This window comes from Lysinibacillus sp. Y5S-8, from assembly GCF_036894365.1.
Taxonomy (GTDB): domain Bacteria; phylum Bacillota; class Bacilli; order Bacillales_A; family Planococcaceae; genus Lysinibacillus; species Lysinibacillus fusiformis_D.
Map to the genome: position 1 here is coordinate 2,133,386 of NZ_CP145889.1, position 19,365 is coordinate 2,152,750.

At 35.4% G+C, this 19,365-nt stretch carries 24 protein-coding genes and 1 pseudogene; 16 read left to right on the forward strand and 9 right to left on the reverse strand.

All coding sequences use genetic code 11. The features are described from left to right. Positions 1-69 precede the first annotated feature (69 nt). Positions 70-1,041: an arsenic resistance protein gene (locus V6670_RS10300; protein WP_338654030.1), complete on the forward strand. Its 972-nt coding sequence runs from the start codon at positions 70-72 to the stop codon at positions 1,039-1,041. Between the two features lie 573 nt (positions 1,042-1,614). On the opposite strand, the gene V6670_RS10305 is transcribed toward V6670_RS10300, so the two are convergent. The 4 genes from V6670_RS10305 to V6670_RS10320 all read right to left on the reverse strand — a co-directional run bounded on the left by V6670_RS10305 (position 1,615) and on the right by V6670_RS10320 (position 4,728). After that, on the reverse strand, positions 1,615-1,788 hold the full coding sequence (locus V6670_RS10305) for a hypothetical protein (RefSeq protein WP_338654032.1): 174 nt from the start codon (positions 1,786-1,788) through the stop codon (positions 1,615-1,617). A 234-nt stretch (positions 1,789-2,022) separates the two neighbouring features. Then, positions 2,023-2,190, reverse strand: a complete 168-nt coding sequence (locus V6670_RS10310) for a hypothetical protein (protein WP_338654576.1) — start codon at positions 2,188-2,190, stop codon at positions 2,023-2,025. 844 nt (positions 2,191-3,034) lie between these two features. Continuing rightward, complete coding sequence (locus V6670_RS10315; RefSeq protein WP_338654033.1) at positions 3,035-3,682, reverse strand: pentapeptide repeat-containing protein; 648 nt, start codon at positions 3,680-3,682, stop codon at positions 3,035-3,037. Between the two features lie 110 nt (positions 3,683-3,792). Further along, a complete protein-coding gene (locus V6670_RS10320) occupies positions 3,793-4,728 on the reverse strand; it encodes a bile acid:sodium symporter family protein (RefSeq protein WP_338654034.1) in 936 nt (311 codons plus the stop codon). Positions 4,729-5,479: 751 nt separating this feature from the next. Between V6670_RS10320 and V6670_RS10325 the strand changes: the two genes are divergently transcribed. The 3 genes and pseudogenes from V6670_RS10325 to V6670_RS10335 all read left to right on the forward strand — a co-directional run bounded on the left by V6670_RS10325 (position 5,480) and on the right by V6670_RS10335 (position 6,951). Continuing rightward, the gene (locus tag V6670_RS10325) at positions 5,480-5,734 is read left to right on the forward strand and encodes a hypothetical protein (RefSeq protein WP_338654037.1); all 255 of its coding nucleotides are present in this window, start codon (positions 5,480-5,482) and stop codon (positions 5,732-5,734) included. A 182-nt stretch (positions 5,735-5,916) separates the two neighbouring features. Next, the gene (locus tag V6670_RS10330; protein ID WP_141903261.1) at positions 5,917-6,312 is read left to right on the forward strand and encodes a pyrimidine dimer DNA glycosylase/endonuclease V; all 396 of its coding nucleotides are present in this window, start codon (positions 5,917-5,919) and stop codon (positions 6,310-6,312) included. 15 nt (positions 6,313-6,327) lie between these two features. Further along, positions 6,328-6,951: pseudogene (locus V6670_RS10335) on the forward strand (HAD family hydrolase). Positions 6,952-7,535: 584 nt separating this feature from the next. Here V6670_RS10335 and V6670_RS10340 read toward each other — a convergent pair. After that, positions 7,536-8,174 (reverse strand): hypothetical protein, encoded by a 639-nt coding sequence (locus tag V6670_RS10340; RefSeq protein WP_338654041.1) that lies wholly within the window; start codon positions 8,172-8,174, stop codon positions 7,536-7,538. 157 nt (positions 8,175-8,331) lie between these two features. On the opposite strand from V6670_RS10340, the gene V6670_RS10345 reads away from it, so the two are divergent. Continuing rightward, positions 8,332-8,556, forward strand: coding sequence for a hypothetical protein (locus tag V6670_RS10345; protein WP_338654042.1), 225 nt, complete (start codon positions 8,332-8,334; stop codon positions 8,554-8,556). Further along, complete coding sequence (locus V6670_RS10350; RefSeq protein WP_338654044.1) at positions 8,546-9,178, forward strand: hypothetical protein; 633 nt, start codon at positions 8,546-8,548, stop codon at positions 9,176-9,178. Before V6670_RS10345 ends, V6670_RS10350 begins: the two co-directional genes overlap by 11 nt. Before the next feature lie 437 nt (positions 9,179-9,615). Here the strand turns inward: V6670_RS10350 and V6670_RS10355 are convergent, their stop codons facing one another. Beyond that, positions 9,616-9,738: a YjcZ family sporulation protein gene (locus tag V6670_RS10355; protein ID WP_139149510.1), complete on the reverse strand. Its 123-nt coding sequence runs from the start codon at positions 9,736-9,738 to the stop codon at positions 9,616-9,618. 206 nt (positions 9,739-9,944) lie between these two features. Here V6670_RS10355 and V6670_RS10360 point away from each other — a divergent pair, with 206 nt between their 5' ends. The 9 genes from V6670_RS10360 to V6670_RS10400 all read left to right on the forward strand — a co-directional run bounded on the left by V6670_RS10360 (position 9,945) and on the right by V6670_RS10400 (position 15,333). Further along, on the forward strand, positions 9,945-10,280 hold the full coding sequence (locus tag V6670_RS10360) for a hypothetical protein (protein WP_338654045.1): 336 nt from the start codon (positions 9,945-9,947) through the stop codon (positions 10,278-10,280). Between the two features lie 603 nt (positions 10,281-10,883). Next, a complete protein-coding gene (locus V6670_RS10365; RefSeq protein WP_010861357.1) occupies positions 10,884-11,021 on the forward strand; it encodes a hypothetical protein in 138 nt (45 codons plus the stop codon). A 105-nt stretch (positions 11,022-11,126) separates the two neighbouring features. Continuing rightward, positions 11,127-11,507 carry a hypothetical protein gene (locus tag V6670_RS10370; protein ID WP_338654051.1) on the forward strand — a complete coding sequence of 127 codons (381 nt, stop codon included), beginning with the start codon at positions 11,127-11,129 and terminating at the stop codon, positions 11,505-11,507. A gap of 940 nt (positions 11,508-12,447) precedes the next feature. After that, positions 12,448-12,606 (forward strand): hypothetical protein, encoded by a 159-nt coding sequence (locus tag V6670_RS10375; protein ID WP_170829801.1) that lies wholly within the window; start codon positions 12,448-12,450, stop codon positions 12,604-12,606. A 226-nt stretch (positions 12,607-12,832) separates the two neighbouring features. Next, positions 12,833-13,120, forward strand: a complete 288-nt coding sequence (locus V6670_RS10380; protein ID WP_338654052.1) for an RNA polymerase alpha subunit C-terminal domain-containing protein — start codon at positions 12,833-12,835, stop codon at positions 13,118-13,120. Between the two features lie 18 nt (positions 13,121-13,138). Continuing rightward, positions 13,139-13,699 (forward strand): DUF4256 domain-containing protein, encoded by a 561-nt coding sequence (locus V6670_RS10385; RefSeq protein ID WP_338654054.1) that lies wholly within the window; start codon positions 13,139-13,141, stop codon positions 13,697-13,699. Between the two features lie 173 nt (positions 13,700-13,872). Beyond that, positions 13,873-14,106 (forward strand): DUF3953 domain-containing protein, encoded by a 234-nt coding sequence (locus tag V6670_RS10390; RefSeq protein WP_338654055.1) that lies wholly within the window; start codon positions 13,873-13,875, stop codon positions 14,104-14,106. Between the two features lie 472 nt (positions 14,107-14,578). Beyond that, complete coding sequence (locus V6670_RS10395; RefSeq protein ID WP_338654056.1) at positions 14,579-14,776, forward strand: hypothetical protein; 198 nt, start codon at positions 14,579-14,581, stop codon at positions 14,774-14,776. A gap of 125 nt (positions 14,777-14,901) precedes the next feature. Then, positions 14,902-15,333, forward strand: a complete 432-nt coding sequence (locus V6670_RS10400; protein WP_338654057.1) for a hypothetical protein — start codon at positions 14,902-14,904, stop codon at positions 15,331-15,333. Positions 15,334-15,533: 200 nt separating this feature from the next. Here V6670_RS10400 and V6670_RS10405 read toward each other — a convergent pair whose 3' ends face one another. The 3 genes from V6670_RS10405 to V6670_RS10415 form a co-directional block, all read right to left on the reverse strand. Continuing rightward, complete coding sequence (locus V6670_RS10405; RefSeq protein WP_338654058.1) at positions 15,534-15,842, reverse strand: hypothetical protein; 309 nt, start codon at positions 15,840-15,842, stop codon at positions 15,534-15,536. A gap of 282 nt (positions 15,843-16,124) precedes the next feature. Then, positions 16,125-16,796, reverse strand: a complete 672-nt coding sequence (locus V6670_RS10410) for an excalibur calcium-binding domain-containing protein (RefSeq protein WP_338654059.1) — start codon at positions 16,794-16,796, stop codon at positions 16,125-16,127. After that, on the reverse strand, positions 16,793-17,848 hold the full coding sequence (locus V6670_RS10415; RefSeq protein ID WP_141903272.1) for a DUF4236 domain-containing protein: 1,056 nt from the start codon (positions 17,846-17,848) through the stop codon (positions 16,793-16,795). The genes V6670_RS10410 and V6670_RS10415 overlap by 4 nt, the downstream gene beginning before the upstream one ends. A gap of 1,378 nt (positions 17,849-19,226) precedes the next feature. Here V6670_RS10415 and V6670_RS10420 point away from each other — a divergent pair. After that, on the forward strand, positions 19,227-19,328 hold the full coding sequence (locus tag V6670_RS10420; protein WP_338654579.1) for an XtrA/YqaO family protein: 102 nt from the start codon (positions 19,227-19,229) through the stop codon (positions 19,326-19,328). Positions 19,329-19,365: the final 37 nt, after the last annotated feature.

Here is a 19,365-nt window from a genome sequence, read left to right on the forward strand (position 1 = left end):
GTCATGTTATACTGATGGAAGGTTTCTTCCCGTAGAGGAAGACGGATCATCAATTAGGAGGAGTAAGCAGTGAGTATGACGAGGGAACAGCTAGAAAACCATCAAATTTGGATTTATGTTTTTTCTTTAATGATCGGTGGGCTATTAGGTTTCACAAATGAAGAATTCGGAGCTACTTTAGACTGGATGATCTCACCATTAATAGCGATTTTAATGTACGGCATGTTTGCTCAAATTCCATTTTTAAAGCTACGTGAAGCTATTTCAAATCTTAAATTTATGGGTGCCTTATTAGTTGGGAATTTCATTGCAGTCCCAATGATTGTTTGGATCTTAACAGCATTGTTTCCGCAATCAGCCCCTGTTTTATTAGGCGTTTGTTTGGTTTTATTGACACCTTGTATTGATTATGTCATCGTCTTTACGCAATTAGGGAAGGGCAATGAGAAATTAATGTTAGCTGCCACACCAATATTGTTTGTCGTACAAATGATGTTGCTTCCTTTGTATCTATGGTTATTTATAGGGGAAGAGATGGTAGGAATCGTTCAAGTAGAACCCTTTTTAGAAGCATTTCTATTATTAATCGTGCTACCGTTGATTATTGCCGTTATCACACAGTTATGGGCTAAAAAGAACGAGCGAGGTGAAAAAGTTTTAGAGAGTACAGCATGGTTGCCAGTACCGTTTATGGCACTTGTATTAATTGTGGTCGTTGCGTCCCAAATTGGCAAGGTCTACAGTGATTTCGATGTCATTGTACGTGTCATGCCCATCTATATTTTATTTTTAATTATCATGCCCGTGGTTTCCCGATTGATCGGATTGACATTCAAATTGGATACAGGAGCAGGGAGAGCACTTATCTTTAGTATGGGAACAAGGAACTCTCTTGTTGTTCTTCCTTTGGCATTAGCTTTACCAGCATCATGGGCAACTATCGCCGCAGCAGTAATCGTGACACAAACGATGGTGGAGTTAGTTGGAGAATTAATCTATATGAAGGCAGTGCCTTATTTGATATGGAGAAACAGAGAATAGTAGGCAGTAAAACACTGTCTATACAACGGTGTCTCTCTAGAAATGGTAAGGATAAAAAAGGTTTATCAATCTGTAGGGTGGAAGAAACATAATGAACAATTCTTCAAATAAAGTATTTAATGAAGTACATATCAAGTTTTCGCTGTAGTAGAAGGAAAAACAGTGGGCTTTGTCAGATGGAGTATTGAATGCCGCAATTTGTACATGAAGCTTACCAAAGAGATGATCTCCCAATTAGACGAGATACACATTTACCGATCTTTTTATCGATTTTCTAATAAAAAAGCCGTAGCGTTGTGACACGCTACAGCTTCAGGACGAAACTATTTGAACTTCTTTAATGGAAGCTACTTCTCCACAATCCTTACAAAAGCAAAAAATAAATGGGAATCCTGCCGAATAGGGTCCAATAGGTTTAACATTGCCATAAGTGCTAGCATCACCACCGGAAGCCTTACAAACCAATTTGTCGTTTTCCATAAAAAGGTTGAGGCTTTTGCGGCAGATACAGCAAACGAATGAACAATAGAAAGATATTAGGGATTTTAAAATCAAAAAAGAACAGCTGAAAAATTATTTGACAGCTTTAAAAAGAGCTTTTCCCTTGTTATATAGAAATCTTTCCCACCTAGCTAACAACCCATTTCCATTCTCGCCAATTTCTATTGTTAATGCGTGATTTTTATGGAAATCTTTGACCCGTTTATTATGTTCTTTTTGCCATTGGTGCAAAGGATTATGTTTCATTTTCGAACCTCCTTTTAGTTACTTAAGTATAGGGCTGACTCGAATAAATTAAAAGTAATCTATATCATTTCTTCCTAGGTGTTATCCTCTATTGATTATCAATAAAGCATCATGTTAGATAAATTTCTAAAAGTTGTTGAGAAACGATCATGACAATCATTCAACTTGGATTCAAAGTAGATGCATTTTTTCAACGAAAGGGCGCATTTCTGGAGTAGAAAATCTATGAACACTTTATTTATAAAGCTTTACTGCTCCCTCCAAAAAGTTTACATATTTCTCAATAAAACTCTGTGGCTTTATAATCTTCACTTTATGACCAAATCCGGCTAAAAATTGATAGGCATATTGATTTTCAGGCAATTCAATTGTTGCAAGGTAACTTCTTGTAGTTTCTTTTATAACAGCATTCTAAAAGTGCAGGATAAATCTAAAAAAGTAGCAGATAGAACGCTCAAAGTGAGGGATAGCCCTCAAATAGAAGGAAAGAATTCTAAAAAGTGCAGGATAAAACTGAAAAAGTAGCGGATAGAACGCTCAAAGTGAAGGATAGCCCTCAAATAGAAGGATAGACTTCTAAAAGTGCAGGATAGAACTGAAAAAGTAGCGGATAGAACGCTCAAAGTGGGGGATAGCCCTCAAATAGAAGGATAGAATTCTAAAAGTGCAGGATAGAACTGAAAAAGTAACGGATAGAACGCTCAAAGTGAGGGATAGCCCTCAAATAGGAGGATAGAATTCTAAAAGTGCAGGATAAAACTGAAAAAGTAGCGGATAGAACGCTCAAAGTGAGGGATAGCCCTCAAATAGAAGGAAAGAATTCTAAAAGTGCAGGATAAAACTGAAAAAGTAGCGGATAGAACGCTCAAAGTGAGGGATAGCCTTCAAATAGAAGGATAGACTTCTAAAAGTGCAGGATAGAACTGAAAAAGTAGCGGATAGAACGCTCAAAGTGAGGGATAGCCTTCAAAATAGAAGGAAAGACTTCTAAAAGTGCAGGATAGAACTGAAAAAGTAGCGGATAGAACGCTCAAAGTGAGGGATAGCCCTCAAATAGAAGGAAAGAAATCTAAAAGTGTAGGATAAAACTAAAGAAGTAGCGGATAGAACGCTCAAAGTGAGGGATAGCCCTCAAATAGGAGGAAAGAATTCTAAAAAGTGCAGGATAAAACTGAAAAAGTAGTGAGCGCTATCCATGAATAAGGATAAGCGCTCCATTTTTTTCCTGAACTTTTAAGCATTTAAACTAGTATTTAACCTTCAAGCCTAGTAATGAAGCAAAGCCAATCGCTTGTTCAGAAGATACTTCACAGCCATTTAAACTTTCAGGAGTTACTTGAAGTCTTTTAAATTTACATGTACTGATGTCTATCCCTTTTAAGGAAGTTTGAGAAAAATCAACATCATTTAAATCACTTTCATGAAACGCCACTTTATTTAGTAAACAATCATAATAATTTGTACCCTGTAGGGAGGTGTGATCAAATAATACTTGTTTAAAACGCACTTCAGGGAAATTGCATAAGTTTGCAATACAATTTTCAAATGAAACATTGCCAAGATTAGCTTCAGTAAAATTCAACCCTAATAATTTACAGTTTTTAAAAGCCACTCTATGAATGATGCCTTCACTTAAGTTTGAGTTAGACAAATCACAGTTTTCAAAAATGACATCCGTTAGATCAATTTTTTTAAAGGTACAATTGATGAATGTGACATTTTTAAACATAACTTTAGATACAATGAATCGTTCAACTTCTTCGTGATCAATGACCGTATCAGCAATCATGCCATTTGTTAAATACGGTTCTTCATCATAAAAAATATCCTGAAAATTTGCCTTTTTAAGATTAGTAGGTATTTTTGGTGATGTAATGTGGAAATTGAATGACATATCAGCACACCCTTCAAATGTAAAATAAAAAGATTTTCCTATTTAGTATAAGTGCAAACCTAAAATAAGAACACCGTCAATAAAACAGTGTTCTTATCTAGTTAAACTTTTTATACAACGGAGCTTTTTGTCACCAACTTACTAAAAACAGAAGCTAGCACCTGTTGAAAGAGCATACCAAACACAACAGGCATAGCGACTTTACCTGGAAAGTATGTTGTGGCAACAATGACCCCGACAGCTATATTTCTCATACCGCCCGTAAAGACAAAGGTCGCCATTTGAGGAGCGTCTTTTAAAAGCGTCCGACCAATTAGATAAGCAAAAACATAGCCTGACACAGCAAGCAAGAACACTAAAAGTATGACGAAAAATAGTTGTAAGTTTATATTTTTTAAATAGGGCGAGATTGCACTACTGTTAATCATGATGACCGCAAATAAACATAGCTTTGAAAAAGGAGCCAGCTTTTTGCCATACTTTTTAGGTATTTCCCCCTTGGAAAGCTCATTCACCAATATGCCTAAAATCGTAGGTAACACAATCATCAGCAATAAATTCACAATCAGTGAGGCTACATCCAATTCAATTTTTTCACCCGACACGATATAGAGTATGAAGGGAAGAATGAATGGAGCGAGTAACGTATCAATTAAAATAATCGATAGGCCTAACGGTAAATTGCCTCTACAAATATTAATCCAAATCACACTGGTTACACCTGTTGGGAGAGCGACAGCTAAGACAAAGCCAACCGTCAACAAATGGTCATTGAAAATAACGGTGGATAAAAAATAAGCCCATAAAGGCATCAAGAGATGAAGAAAAATGATGGAGAATAAAATGAATGCAGGATGCTTGGTAAAAATCTTTACATCTTTAAATTTCATGGATAAGCTTCCTGAGAATGTCATGAATGCAAATAACCATGACACAAGGAATAATAAATGATGTCCAACGCTTTCTAAGAACACACCTACAATTAAACTGAATGGTGTCAGGAGCGCTATGTATTTTTGGAGAAATCTATTTAATTTTTCTAACATACAAAGACCTTCTTTTTTTATCTGATTTTATCACATTATTATAATAGTAATCATGGAATAGTAGGAGTATTTGTAGCAAAAAAAGCAGAAGGTTCACTTCTGCTAGATGAAGGCCTACTCGAAGGGGGATAAGACCTGCTAAGTATTTTCATATTTTTTATCCGTTTCTTTAGTAAATGGAATCCATACAATGCCTACGATAAATAAAATATTACCTGTCCATCTTATCCATAGATAGTAGGGATGCTCTTTTAAAAAGTACAATGGAGTAGCGAAATAATATGGATTGTCCAATATGGGTAAAAGCATGGATAAAGAAAACAAGTGCGGTGGATGTGAAAAAATAATTAGTAAAAGCTACCCCATTCATGAAATATTGGTTAGCCATCATGGTGGAGAGACTCCTTGCTGGAAGTGTTCTTAAATAAAAACAAACTTATGAAGCCCTGTCACCCCCATTTACCATAGAACAGCCTAATTCCTCTTGAGTAAAGGAATCATTTCCCTATGCATTACAAATTAGCTTTTCGTTGCCTTAAAATCTCGTAATTGTGTAATATATGTAAATAATAACATATTGGTAATGGGCATGGTGAAGAGTTTACTGGCAAAAACAAGCAGAGAGGAACTTATCTATTAATAAAGATTGCTCAGTTGCTGCTATTTGATAGTAAACCAAAAGGAGTTGTGTTAAAGGTTTAATTTAAATCAACGTAGAGTTTCGTTGAATGAAAGAAATCGGGGTGGAGTTGTGAGCGAGATAGATAAACGAAATAGGCTGAACGAAGAACCATTTACTTATCAAATCACAAAAAAAGGGACTATTGTTATTTATTATGAAGGTAAACAAATTAAAATTGTGAAGGAGAACGAGGCTGAGCGTCTTTTAGCAAAAATTCATAAAGTGAAGGGTCAAACAAAGGAAATCCAGTTATTGTTAGCTAAAATTACGGGTAATTTTAAGCGTGGTAACGAAAAATCGGGGAAAAATAAAAGAACATTTTGAATGGGGGGAATGACTTTTTAATATAAGAATTATGCAGATCTAGTATGAACATGCTATATTTAGTTTTCCTTTTTAAGGAAAGTTCGACGCGCCATTTGAATCCAATTCCTTGACCTTGCTAATATAATATTCATAATAAAAAACATATTGATAGGATTGATTAATGGGAAGAGGAGAGGCAAATGAGGTTATGGCATGTAGATTTAATCGAGTATCTACCGAAAGGGCAGCTACTTTCACAGTGGAGAGAGCTAAATAGCATATTCGCTAAAGAAGACCAGCATATTTTGATTAATTATGTCTACGAATACCCTAAAGAGGACCTGTATGTGTATACCGAAAAAGTCATGGAGGAAATGAAGAAGCGCGGTTATCAAATTAGAACATATGAAAAAATGAATCGTTACTTTGATGGCTTGGGACCAGTAAAGGATAGGAAACCGTTTCAACAGCATCATGATAAGGAATATCTTGAAATTTGTTTTTATAATTTAAAAGAGAAATATATTCGTGGTCAGAAGGATTATGCAGCGGAACTATATCAGCAATTATGCATGTATGTAAATAACGTGCTTTAACTAGGAGGAACACTCATGTTGAGAGCAATTATTTTTGATGTAGACGGAACGATTTTGGATACTGAACAAGCGATTTTACAGTCATTGCAAAGAACGTTACGGGAAGAAACGCAAAAAGAGTATTCATTTGAGGCACTACGATTTGCTTTAGGTATCCCAGGGAAAGATGCCTTACAGAGGCTCAAGGTCGACAACATAGAGGCTGTTCATCAGAAATGGTCGGCGGCGGTTCTTGATTTTTCACACGAGGTGGCCGTCTTTGAAAATCTAGAGGCGGTCATCCAGTAGTTAGCAAGAACACCGCTACAAATGGGCATTGTGACTTCTAAAACAGCTCAAGAGGTTGCAGATGAGTTTGATCCGTTTGGGCTAAGTGGTTATTTCCAACATATTGTTAGTGCCAGTGATACGGAAAAGCATAAACCACATCCAGAGCCCCTTTTAAAATGTCTGGACACATTGCAGGTAGCACCAGAAGATGCTATCTATATTGGCGACTCTATCTATGATTTTCAATGTGCCAAGCAAGCCGGAGCCAAATTTGCCCTTGCCCTCTGGGGAGCCAAAACCACTACTGGATTTGAGAATGCAGATTACGTGCTACAGGAGCCAAAGGATATTTTGACACTCATTAGCTAAGAAAAAAACACCCGAACTATGACAAAACACTTAAGGTATGGAGTGTTTTGTCATAGTTCGGGATTTTCATTGCTTACAATTCTTTTGTCCCCGTCCCTTCGATTGCTTATGCCCTTCGATTGCTTATGTAAAAATTGGAGAAACCTTTCTTGCTCTTGCTTATTCTTCATCATTCGCTTGACCCGGGCATTACTTTGAAGGTATTTTCTGACATGGCGATTCGCAAAAAATAGGCTGCGGTATTGATCATGAAGGTAAATGTCGTGAAACCAATCGTAGTACTATAGCCTTGCTATATTACGGTACATTTTTCTTGTATATAAAGTTGTTTGACCAATAGAGACACTTGCTAAAAAATCAAAGCTATTTTCTAACATAAATCCACACCCCATAATGAAGAATAAAGCCTATCGTAATGGATGGCGATGAAGTGTGCAATATTCCAAAAATAGAAGGGACACTCGATAGAAGTGCCCCTTAGTAACAAATCGGGAGGTGCCATGTTAAACGAATTCGCTTAACACTACTATTTATATGATAAGATTACTTGGTTTTATAGACCATCATCCTGAGTAAGCTAAAATTTACACTTCGTATCGAAGAATGGCTGTTATCCATTCCTTTACGAATAGTTCCCGCTGTAGCGGTGAGCTATCTAAAGGAAGAGAAAGACTTTGCAACTCTTTGGGGAGCAAGTGTATTTTGTGACGAATCATTTCATTGTCAGGTGATTCTGTATCGATAAATAAAAGATAGCGTCCGATTAAATCTTCCTTGTACATAGATGGAAAATCAAGAGCTTTTAATACACGTGTAGAAAATTCTACACCATTTAGGTTCACTTCAAAATGTCCCCGCACATTAAATTCACAGCGAATATGTGTACCAGGCAATCGATGTAGCGCTTGGACAAAAGCAGCTAATGTGTTTTCACTGATGAAATAGGTTTCAAAATAGTATTGATTCTCTGTATGAAGATTTGAATTAGCATCATATGTATCATATCTTATTTCTAGTGTGTCTTCTGCTGCGTCAGGTTTTTTCGTAGTGAGATAATGCCGAACAATTTTTTTAATGGTGTGATGATCTAAGTCACATCCATAGCTAAGAATGGTTACTTGTTTGCGTTGTGCTTTAGCAAATAACCACATTTCCAAATGTGCATCATCATTTAAATCCCAGCCATAGCGTGGGTTGTAATGGATACATTTACTTTTGCTCATGGAGTCCTCCTTGTTGCCTTGTCTAATAATATTATAAATAATTTTGTCTAATTTTCCTTATTTTTCTTTTTAAAATGAAACTTTTGGATTTTAAGTCTCGTATAAACTGGAAAATACTTTTTTAGGAGGTAAACATGGCACAATCCTTCTATGTACTTTGCTATTAACAGCCTGTACAGCGGTAACCGTTCAACCTAAAGATCAAATACAAGAAAAAAACGATGAAAATATTGTGGTGACAAAGGATGGCAAAATAACTTTTGAGATTAAGAATGATATCAACGTTCCAAAAGAAAAAGTAGCTATCTTAAAAGATGAAATCCTTACGGCGTATGATAACATTCAGCAATCCATACATACTTCCTTCCTATGTGCCATCTGACAAGATAACTATTTATCTTAAAGAAGACGGTCAATCATGGGGCTTAGCATCAAAAATCGAGTTAACTGGCGTTAAAGAAGATATATATCCACTTGTCCATGAAATGACACATTCTTTACTTGGTTATGGCAATAATTTTGGATCTGACCATGGCTATTTTACGCAAGAGGGTTTTGCGAGTTATATGGAGGATCAATATGGAAAAAATAAATTATATTTTGAAAAATACATGAAGCATTATATGGATTCAGACAAGTTAATTCCTATTAGTAAATTAATTGATCCAAATCAAGATGATGCCTATTTTCGCCCAAAACTTTCAAATATAAAAGAGAATCAAATCCTTATGGAGCTGAGCTACACACATGCGGCTTCATTTACAAAATATTTAATTGATACCTACAGACTAGAAAAGTTTGAACAGATCTACAATGAGAAAGATTTAGCAAAAAAAATAGAGGAAGTTTATGGAAAGAATAGCGGTGAGTTAGAAAAGGAGTGGTTAGCATTTATTCAAAATCAAAAAGGATTTACTCATGAGGAAAAATTTAAGTCGGGAAATTTTTATGATATGAATACAACTCTTATTCAATTAGATCTAAAATATTTTGAGAAGGAATAATTTTTTCTAAATCATCAAGCATACCCAAGTGCTCTTTATTTTGAGTTCCTGGGTTTTCTTTTGTATGCCTGCGGATGAAATTGTCTATGTACTAAATGAACGCCCTGTAAAATGGACAGGACACCAATGATTCTTAATCATATATTTTTGAGCCATATCGTATCGTCAACCGTAATGGCAATCAACATAGGACCAACCATAATCAATGCGATTCCTAGTAATACTTTAATTACTCTCAACATGTAGGGTTCACCTTAATTTGCCCTTTCAGTTAGGTGGGATATTGTTACAAAGCTAATTCTTCTTCATTATCGCACGTCTGTTTGAAATATAAAAGGGTCACTAGGCTGGTAAAAGCGACCCTTATAAAATGGTTAGAATAACTTTACACGGCTTAATATCGTGTAAAAGGGTGTTCTAGGTGCTAGTTGGGATGATTAATACATGAAAGAAGCGCCAACGATAACTAATAAAATGAATAACACGACGATTAATACGAATGTTGATCCGTAATAGCCGCCACCGCCAGAGTCGCCGCCATAATAGCAGCTGTTGTTGATATTACCTACGTTTCCACTGTATCCCACTGAAAATCCCCCCTTTCTACAACTTATAATATGTATCGATGCAGAAAGGGGAAATGGTATTTACCCTATGAAAGCTTTTTTTCTTTTCATTTGCTAGAGATTTATATGACAATATAAAACATAAATAGAGGAAAAATCCTTTGTTTGTCGAATGACTAATAAATTGAAAGAGGGAGAATATGCAACGAAAAAAGTTAAAACAGCGAATCATAAACGAATCATCTAGCTGTATCACTTATTTGAAAGAGCTAGTGAATGCCCGTCGAATTTACGATGGAGAAATACTGGAGGTCATTATGCTGGTCATTACAAATGGCCCTGAAAGCTTAACAGCTCCACAATGGGATGTCTTATTAGAAGAAGCTTTATTACCACATTATTATGCAGAGTGTGAACGATGTAAGGAACCTATATTTTGGGCTGATATGTACCGAGCGATTTTTATAACAAAAGACCATTGTTGCCCTTTTTGTAGCTTTCTAGAAAATAAAGAGGATGTAAGGTTATTAGAATAGAAGGGAAGGGTTAAAAATAATGAAATGGTTTATGATGATAGCCGAATGCTTATTCTTTTTTTGTGTGCTGATTTGTCTATTGATTTTCAACATGATTCACTTTGGTAACCTTCTCTATGTGGATATGTCGTGGGAAGAGCCGATGACTGTGACATCCTCCTTTGCTCAGACATCACTGTTGATCATAGGGATCGGTGTTGTTTGTTTCTTGTATATGAGATATTTAAGAGGCGACAACGTTTATAAAAGGACGAAAGCGGCAATCTGGGGAGGTTTATTTGCTTGTAATGCGTTGGGAGGTGGTTTTTTTATGTTTATACGACATGGACTGCCATTTAATCAGCTCGAAACTATGGAACTTTTATTATCGACTTTGATTAGTTTCATTCTAACCTTTCAGGCTGTTATGAAATATTACACGTGTAATATGACCGAAAACTGATTGTGTAAAAAGTGATTAATGGTATTGAAATCGGCTACTGTTTAATTAACACCTCTGTTCTTCTTAAACTTATGGAGCAGAATACTTGAACTAGCAAGTAGCTTTGAAACGTATGTGGTAGTAAGAAACGATAAACCAAGATATAAATGAAGGGAATAGAAATGGATTTAATCATTGGAATAGCTATTGTACTAATTGTATTTTTCTCTTCAAGCATAATTGAAAAAAGGTTAAAATCGATTGAAAAACAAAACAATCGTGTAATAGAAATACTAGAAGAAATAAGAGATAGAAAATAAATTGATATTACACTAATGGGGTGCGTTAGCTAAAGTATCATGAGATTGCCATAGGTAATGCTAATTTCTTTTTCAAACAACGCAACCGTTTTAAGGAGGAAGTGAATGACAATATCTATTCACGATGGTGTGATAGTTGGATACTCAGTAAATTTTCTAGAAAATGAATTGCTAGTACATATCGAAACAATGGCAGATGACATTGTAACTGTTACATTCGAGAATTACTTAGCGCATGATTTCGACCATGTAATGGCAGGAAGTATTTTATTCGATATTGATGAAATGGATTTGAATACATTTTTCGTAGAGAACAGAGAGCAGTTTGAATCACATAAATTATACGCTTGGCCGATTGGTTACGAAGATACGAATGAACTTGAAAAATACTTACAAAAAAATAATTATAAATGCTATGTTATTAGCGCGTCACTAGGATTATCAGGTTATGTATTCGCTAAAACGCAGAAAACCAAAAGAAATTAAGTTGCGTGAGAAAAGCTAGAGCTTGTGAAGTATTCTGCTTAAACGGATGCTATTGTTAAAGAAAAAATTTTGATACAGTTTTACTATTAACCCCGTTCCTACTTTGAACGGGGGTATGCTTCTTTGAGGTTTTTACATATATACTTTTAGTAAGTCACATTCTACTGAGGATGTGGCCTTTTTTGAAGTCGACAAACTATGAAGTAATAAAATGCTAGATGTGTTTTCTTCCCTTTTTACTGTTGCAGTAAGGAGTTGAATCTTGTTGATAATAATAAGTGTGCTTATTATCATTGATAAGTGCACTTGCTAATTTGATGTATGGAGGAATTGATTATGACTAAGGCAACACCAGAGTCAAATTGAGCGTTATATAGTAATAAAAAGGTGGGTTTGCACAGTTTTGTAAGAAGAGATTTTTTCCATTAAAAGGAGATTGGTTAATAAATCATTCGCCAAAGACTAAGTTAAATGACCCAAAGGACAGTACGGATTTTTTATTATGGCAAGTGACACATTACAAAAGAACTCAACAAGGGCGGTTTGACATATGCACAGTTTATACTATTAGCTACATGTGATTACCTCCACACGCACGGAGAGCTCATAAATTAAAAAACTTGTTGAATTCACAAAGTTAAACATCATGATGATTTCAGATATTGCTAGGACGCTTGAAACTAAAGGCTTTATACGTAGAAATAAGAATCCTTTAGATAAGCGTGAAATCTTACTTTCACCCACTGAGGAAGGAGCGAGTCTCATTAAACACCAAAGTTGATGACTAAAATTATTGGATGAAGCGTTGCTCACGGTGATGGCAAATGGTTGAGGCATTACATACAATTTTGACACCTTTCAGGAAGCATGTTATTTGGATATGTTATGATTAAATTTGTGAAGAGATGTAGCATAGTTAAGTGAAACAGGAGGACAGAAGATGGATAACCAATATTTCGCAGGTTGGGGCACATTGGCGTTGATAAATGCTGGACTTGCACAAGGGAAGAATAGATCGGGGTTAAATTGGTTTTTACTTTCTCTTGTATTAGGTCCATTGGCAACACTCATTTTGTTGTTTGTTGAAAAGAGACAGTAATACAGTAAAAAGCACTATTCTTATGCGAAATAGTGCCTTTTTTGAAGCCCTCTATTCTGTTTTCAGAGCCAATGCTATTTAATTTAACTAAAGATTTTACATTTTTATTTAAAATGGTGTCGAAACTGAGTATGCAATTAGAAAATGCTAAACATAGTATTGACAATCGAGTTAGAGTTGTAAAGTATGTTAGAATTAGATGCAGGATTTGATGGGAGGACTTAATTTGGCTGCAGAAAAAAAGTTAAGAGTATGTGAAAAAGGACATATCTTTTACAAAAGCACGGATTGTCCAAGTTGCCCTACATGTAATCAAGAAAACAAACCAATTAGTGGCTTCCTTTCAAAACTCAGTGCACCTGCAAGAAATGCTTTAGTACATGAAGGCATTGACACGTTGAAAAAGCTATCTACGTATACGGAAAAGGACATATTAAAAATACATGGAATTGGACCAGCCTCCTTACCCATTATGAGATCTTCATTGGAAGAAGAAGGCTTGTCATTCAAATAAGCGAGGGGGAAGACAATAATGACAACGAAGGAATTATCACAAGAGCAACGCGAGGAACTAATCCATACTTTGCAAGTTCGTTTTGAGAAAAATACGTCTCGTCATGAAGGGCTTGACTGGGCTAATGTACAGGCTAAGCTAGAGGCTAATATAGAGAAGCTATGGTCGCTTCATGAAATGGAAACTACGGGTGGTGAACCAGATGTAGTGGGCTATGATGCAAATACAGACGAGTTCATCTTTTATGATTGCTCTGTGGAAAGCCCTAAAGGTCGCAGAAGTTTATGTTACGACCGTGAAGCATGGGAAGCCAGAAAAAATCATAAGCCAGAAAATACAGCGATGGACGTAGCCAAGGATATGGGCATTGAGCTTCTAACAGAAGAACAATATCGACATCTACAAGAGCTTGGCAAATTCGATTTAAAAACATCGAGCTGGGTACAAACACCCGACAACATTCGAAAACTCGGCGGTGCTATCTTCTGCGACCGTCGCTATGACACGATCTTTATATATCACAATGGAGCAGAATCCTACTACGCAGCAAGGGGCTTTCGTGGCTCATTACGAGTTTAAGAAATAAAGGCATGTGTTCGATATACGGTCGAGCACATGCCTTTTTCTATGGGAAAGGAGGTTCACGTCAGCATCTAATGTAAGGAAACAATATTACATAATAGCCTCTCAAGTGTCATGAACATCTAGTTATCTTACATTGTATGATAAACTAAAAAAGGAGGTGGAAAGTAATGTTAAATTGTTTGAAAATTATTTTCTCAATCATTGGTATTTCTCTCGCTGCTTATGGAATAATCACAAGTGATTTACAACTGAATTACCTCATGATATTGTTCTTAGGCTTATTCTTGTTCACCTTAGGCATTCAAGAATGTCAAAAACAGAGAACAGTCTATGGTTGGTTGCTAATCGGGCTATTTTTATTTTCAATCTATGTGTCCATTCAAAGCTTTGTCTTGATTTAACGGAAGAAGTAGGGTTGTTTCAAGAATCAATCAGTTCGATTAAAGCAGGAACCACTTCTTCATTCAAATAATACATATCGTATAAATAAAACCTTCCTTAATCAAATCCTTCCAGTTTATATAATGGTCCTTCATCTGTCTGAAGTTCTATTAAAATGTTGGCGTTTTGCATGGCATTTTTAATTCGATGTTCACAGCACGTCCTATTTCTTGTCTATTCCCTTCACTATTTGCCCCTTGTCCCGTCACCATTCATCAGGAAATGCAAACATTGTTACTCAGTTTTCACATTACACCCTACAAGTAATAACAAACTGAATAATAAGAACGTTTTGGTCCTTTTCCATTTGATTATATACATAATGTTGAAATTTTGAATGGACTGACACGATCCTCAGCGTTAGCTAGAGCGTGTAACGAGATGGAGTGATTTATGTTATAATTTACATTAATTACATAAAGAGGTGAGATAATGGAAGATGAAAAGTTAGTTTGCAAGGTTTGCGGTCGAGATACCTTTACAACTGGGCAGGTTGGTGGTACTACGAGTCAAGGTAATATAAGACCTATAGGAGCAATAATGGCAGTAGGGTCACCACTTTTGATGACTTTCTGTAAAAACTGTGGGGAAGTAGCTTCCTTTAAAGTGGTAAAACCAGAAAAATTTTAAATAATTGGTGAAAGGACCACTGAATGGAAAGTGACTCTTTTTATATAGTGAAAGTTTCAGATTACCAGATATAATCAGAGAGTCTCAATAAATTTTACTTTCACTAATGGGAGGGAGCAGGCTTAATGATTGAAATAATTTATGATACGAATTCACTCGAAGGTTCATGTTATATCGAGATTTTGCCAGATCAATACAGGGGCGAATGCTGGAATAGTTCTTCTATTTACTTTACCGAAGACAACTTCGGATACATTTTGCCTGCGATCGACAAGCATTACAAGAAATTCGATTATTTTGCTTTCAATGAAATAGAGATGGGTATATGGGATTTAATCAATCAGGAATTGGAAAGAATGAAACAATTTTTAAATAGTAAGCCCAATCCTAATTCATTAAAAGAGGTTATAGGATTTCTATACGGCTATTCAGAGCAGGAGTTCATAGAAAACTATGATACTAATGTCCAACAGCTAATTACCATGATAACGGAATTTCAATCTTGGATCATGCAAAAAAGGTCAACAACCCAGTTCATTTCTGTTTTGGGGATCTAATCAATAAGACAGGTGTGGAACGACACCAATTCAAGCATATCGCCGTTCATTTTTCCTGAAACCCGCACACATGAGACTGGGTAATTAATTAATCAAGTCATATGTAGGCTATTCAAAGAGGGTTTGAAAATTAGAAATTCCATTTTGTAAATTTAAAAACACCCTCTAATTATTTGGAGGGTGTTTGAATGCTAATAAAATTAGATTGAATTTCGATAAGCGTTTAATGTTGAATTGTGCTTAGTGTTTGATAAAATTTTTTGGAGATTGTATTTCCCCCATGGTCCTAATGTTTTTGCACTAGAGCCTAACAAACCATCCTTAGCAGCACTTTTAAGTGTTTCAATCTGTTTAGCAGAGAGTCTAGAGGTTTTGCTTTCTTCAATAATTTTACTCACACTGTTAATTCTCTCTTGACCCTTTGTAGAGGTGTTATTAGCTTCATTGCCAGTCTGTTTTGTTAACCCATAATACTTAGATGAAGACCGGCGTGCCATTAAATATTGCATGTTTGAAAATTGAGAAGAGATCATAATTGAATTTACTCCTTTCTATTAAATAATTTATGAATCCATTTTGTTATCGAACAAAATAAGGAATAATTTAGTGTTTGAACATATTTTATAGACAAATATGTACATTTATTGAATTGATTTGAGGCTGGGTTTTTTATTTTGATGAAAAAAATATTTCACTCTTTTAATATATTAAAAAATACAGATTAGCACTGAAAAAAGAGAATTTTATTTGGAATGAGTCTAATGAATACTGGATTATTTTGTTTAAATCAACTATCTTTCACAGGCCCAACCATCTTTATCACGATCGTGCTTAGATGCATAAGCACGATGGTCAGAAGGTACCCCATGTGGATAAACTTTTCTCAGCTCAGTACAGTTTTTAAAGTACTCTTTTTGAGGAGTACTTGGCGTTGTAACTGTATTAACAGTTTCTTGAGTATTAGTACCGGGTGTAGTTCCGATTGTATCTGGATTGGGAGTTGAGTTAGTTGAATCATTTGTTCCCTTATTTTGTTCAGTACTTACTACGGGCTCTTCTTCAACTTCTTTCTTTTCTTCTATCTTTTCCATTTGAGTAGTAGACTCTGATTCTTGTTTTGAATCCAATTTAGAATTAGGTGAATCAATTGTATTTTTTACAGGGGTCGTTTCTGGTTGTTTCGTCTCGTTTTGCTCCACAATTCTCTTAGTCTCTTTTTTTGTACTTTCTGCATGCTCTTTTTCAGTGTCATTGGTCAAACTTAATGCACAACCTGAAAAAGATAATATACAGCCGAGTGTAAAAATAGTTGGTATTAATTTAGATTTAGCTTTTAGGTTTTTATTAATTTTGTATTCATATATTCCCCAGCATATTAGAACAAAACCTACTATAAATAAAGGGAAATTTATAAATATGGCTAGAGCAATTAATATAATAATTAAAGTTAAACAACCATTCATTTCAATTCCTCCACAAGTCTAAAACCTTTAGTTTTAAGATATTTCATATTATGTTCGAATGTTTCAATAGTGTCAGAACAATCTATACTTTCAAATTCTAAATTAGTTAGATTACCTCTGTATATTCGTGTTGAAAGTATACAACCTTTCTTTGGAGGGGGGTCAGCTTGTCCGAAATCATAAACATGGATAAGTACCTTATCGATAGGGAGGATTGCAAATATCTCCCTAGCAATTCGAATGACACAACTACACACATAGTCTTGGTAAAGAGCTAAATAATTCGTTTTCGTCATTTTTTTTCGAGAAAGTTTATTTGTTGCCGTTAGGGTTAAGACATCAGTAGGAACTACTTCTTCATTTCCAACCATTAAAGTTACTATTAGTTCATTATTATTAATATCAAAACTTATTTTGCTTCCAAAGCTTTCAATATCTTCAAATGGCGCATATGCAGTTATAGCAAGAATCCATGCATCACTATTACCAGTCAAAATTTGAAGAGCAGCATCCTTTAATCTTTGCTTTTTTTGATAGATTTCAAAATCTAACTCCTTAGCTTCAGGTAATTTATTTTCAATTATCGTTTTCTTAGCAGTAATTCGATTAAAAAGTTTATCGCGAAGTGTCGGCTTATAGTTTGCTATTTCATTCATAACAGAGGTTACGTTGGGACCTTCATTCAATAAATGTGATAAGTCTTCTTCAGCAACTAAATGCCAGTTAACATCATTTTCTGCTTCTAAATGAACAGAAGTTAACATATTAATGTAAGCATTGTATTTTTCGACTTCTTGTAAGTTTGGCGTTATGTCAGGTAATGTATTATTGGTAGTTTCATATGCGATCCTTTGTGGGCGCTTGTTTCTTTTTGTAATCTGTTTAGAATAGGATATACCAGTTCCAGGGATTGAACTGGAAAGGGTAGTTCTGTTTTTTCCAAATGTTGTTCGAGCATACTTATTACCAAATGTGACACTGGCACCTCTCTTACCTAAGTTTAATTTAACCCCTGGGGCAATTTTAACGCTCTTTCTGAAACGAAATCCCATTTATGTAAACCTCCTAATAAACATAAGTACATTTGACTTGCGTAAATATAACTATAAACGTTACAAAAAGAATATACAATATCCAATATAGTATATATTTTACATATACGGGTTGTTTTAAAGGATATGCTAACAAACATGTCCTTTCAGACTGTAGATAAACTCAAAAAATTTGGGAGTTTGCCTACAGTCTTTTTTCTTTTACAATGAAATAAAGTAAAGTCGTTGATTTCCACTACGAGCAGATGTTTCCCACTTTTCCTGCAGGAGGCGCCCGCTCTTCGTTTCAATCAACTTCTACATAAAGTACTCCATCTACATATGGTGTTGAAAAGTAAATTTTTGAGGTGATAAACTGGAAGCTGAACATTTACGCCATTTCTCTGACATCAAACAAATTTATGCAAAGCATAAAGAGTCGATTGAGCGTGTTTTTGCGGATGCTTACTTTTGCTGTCATGAATTTAAAGAAACGGGCTACTTAGACGTGGCAGGCGGTCTAAGAGAGCTTCCCTGCTCCAAGAGTATGTTGAATATGGTGAAATATTGAAAATAAAAGAGAAAGAAAAAATACAAAGCCATCGAGAAGTTCACTTTCAACGGCTTTTGTCTACAGTCTGAAGGTAATATGAGTAGTACTCTTTTAAATTTTTAAGAGTTTGGTGAACAAAATATGCATTTCTCCGAAGCATTAGTCCGCATTCCAGTCGAACATGTAAATATATCTTAGTCGTTGTTTAAGAGTTTTTGTGGCCTAACTCGATTCATAATGAAATTCAAATCGAAACGAGCCTCTGTCAACAAACTTATATGTGTGTAGCGGAGTATGTAGGTACGAAATTGTTTATTGATATCGGTGAGTGTGCCAGTCGGCGGACGGTTTGATTAAGCATCTTGACAGCAGAGGGATGCCTTCTTTGTCACCGAATACTACCCATTGACGATCTTCACGCCATTTGATAGATCAGCTTTAATTTCTCCACTACAATATCATCAATATGAACGGAGCAGATACTTCCAAATGTTTTTTGGGAGTGATCGAGAAGTCGTCTCGTATGCTTTTTTTCGCATATACTGTTTTGCTGATGTGAATAATTTTCTTCTCTAAATCGACATCCTCATACTTTAAAACACCAGCTTCTCCTGGTCGCATGCCTGTGAATACGATTGTATAAATGCATAATATTGCGATGCTTAACCACATAGCTTAAAAAATCCTTCAGTTCATCTATTTCTAAATAAAGCTTTGCTGTTTCTTCAGTGGTAACTTCCTCTAACGTCATTTTTTTCTTCGATACTACAGGGTATATCTCAATCAATCCTACAACTATATATCATGGAACTGCATGAGAGTTGAGTCATTGAACTCTTAGACGGTATCCGTAAGTTCACAGTGCTTCCAGCACACGCTAAAATGGAGATTGTCACTTATCAAGGGAAGGTGAAGCGAGTTGAATTTGATGAGGGTGAGGAGTTTTAGCTTAGGGTTTTCTCAAATAGTAAATAGTTTACTGAAA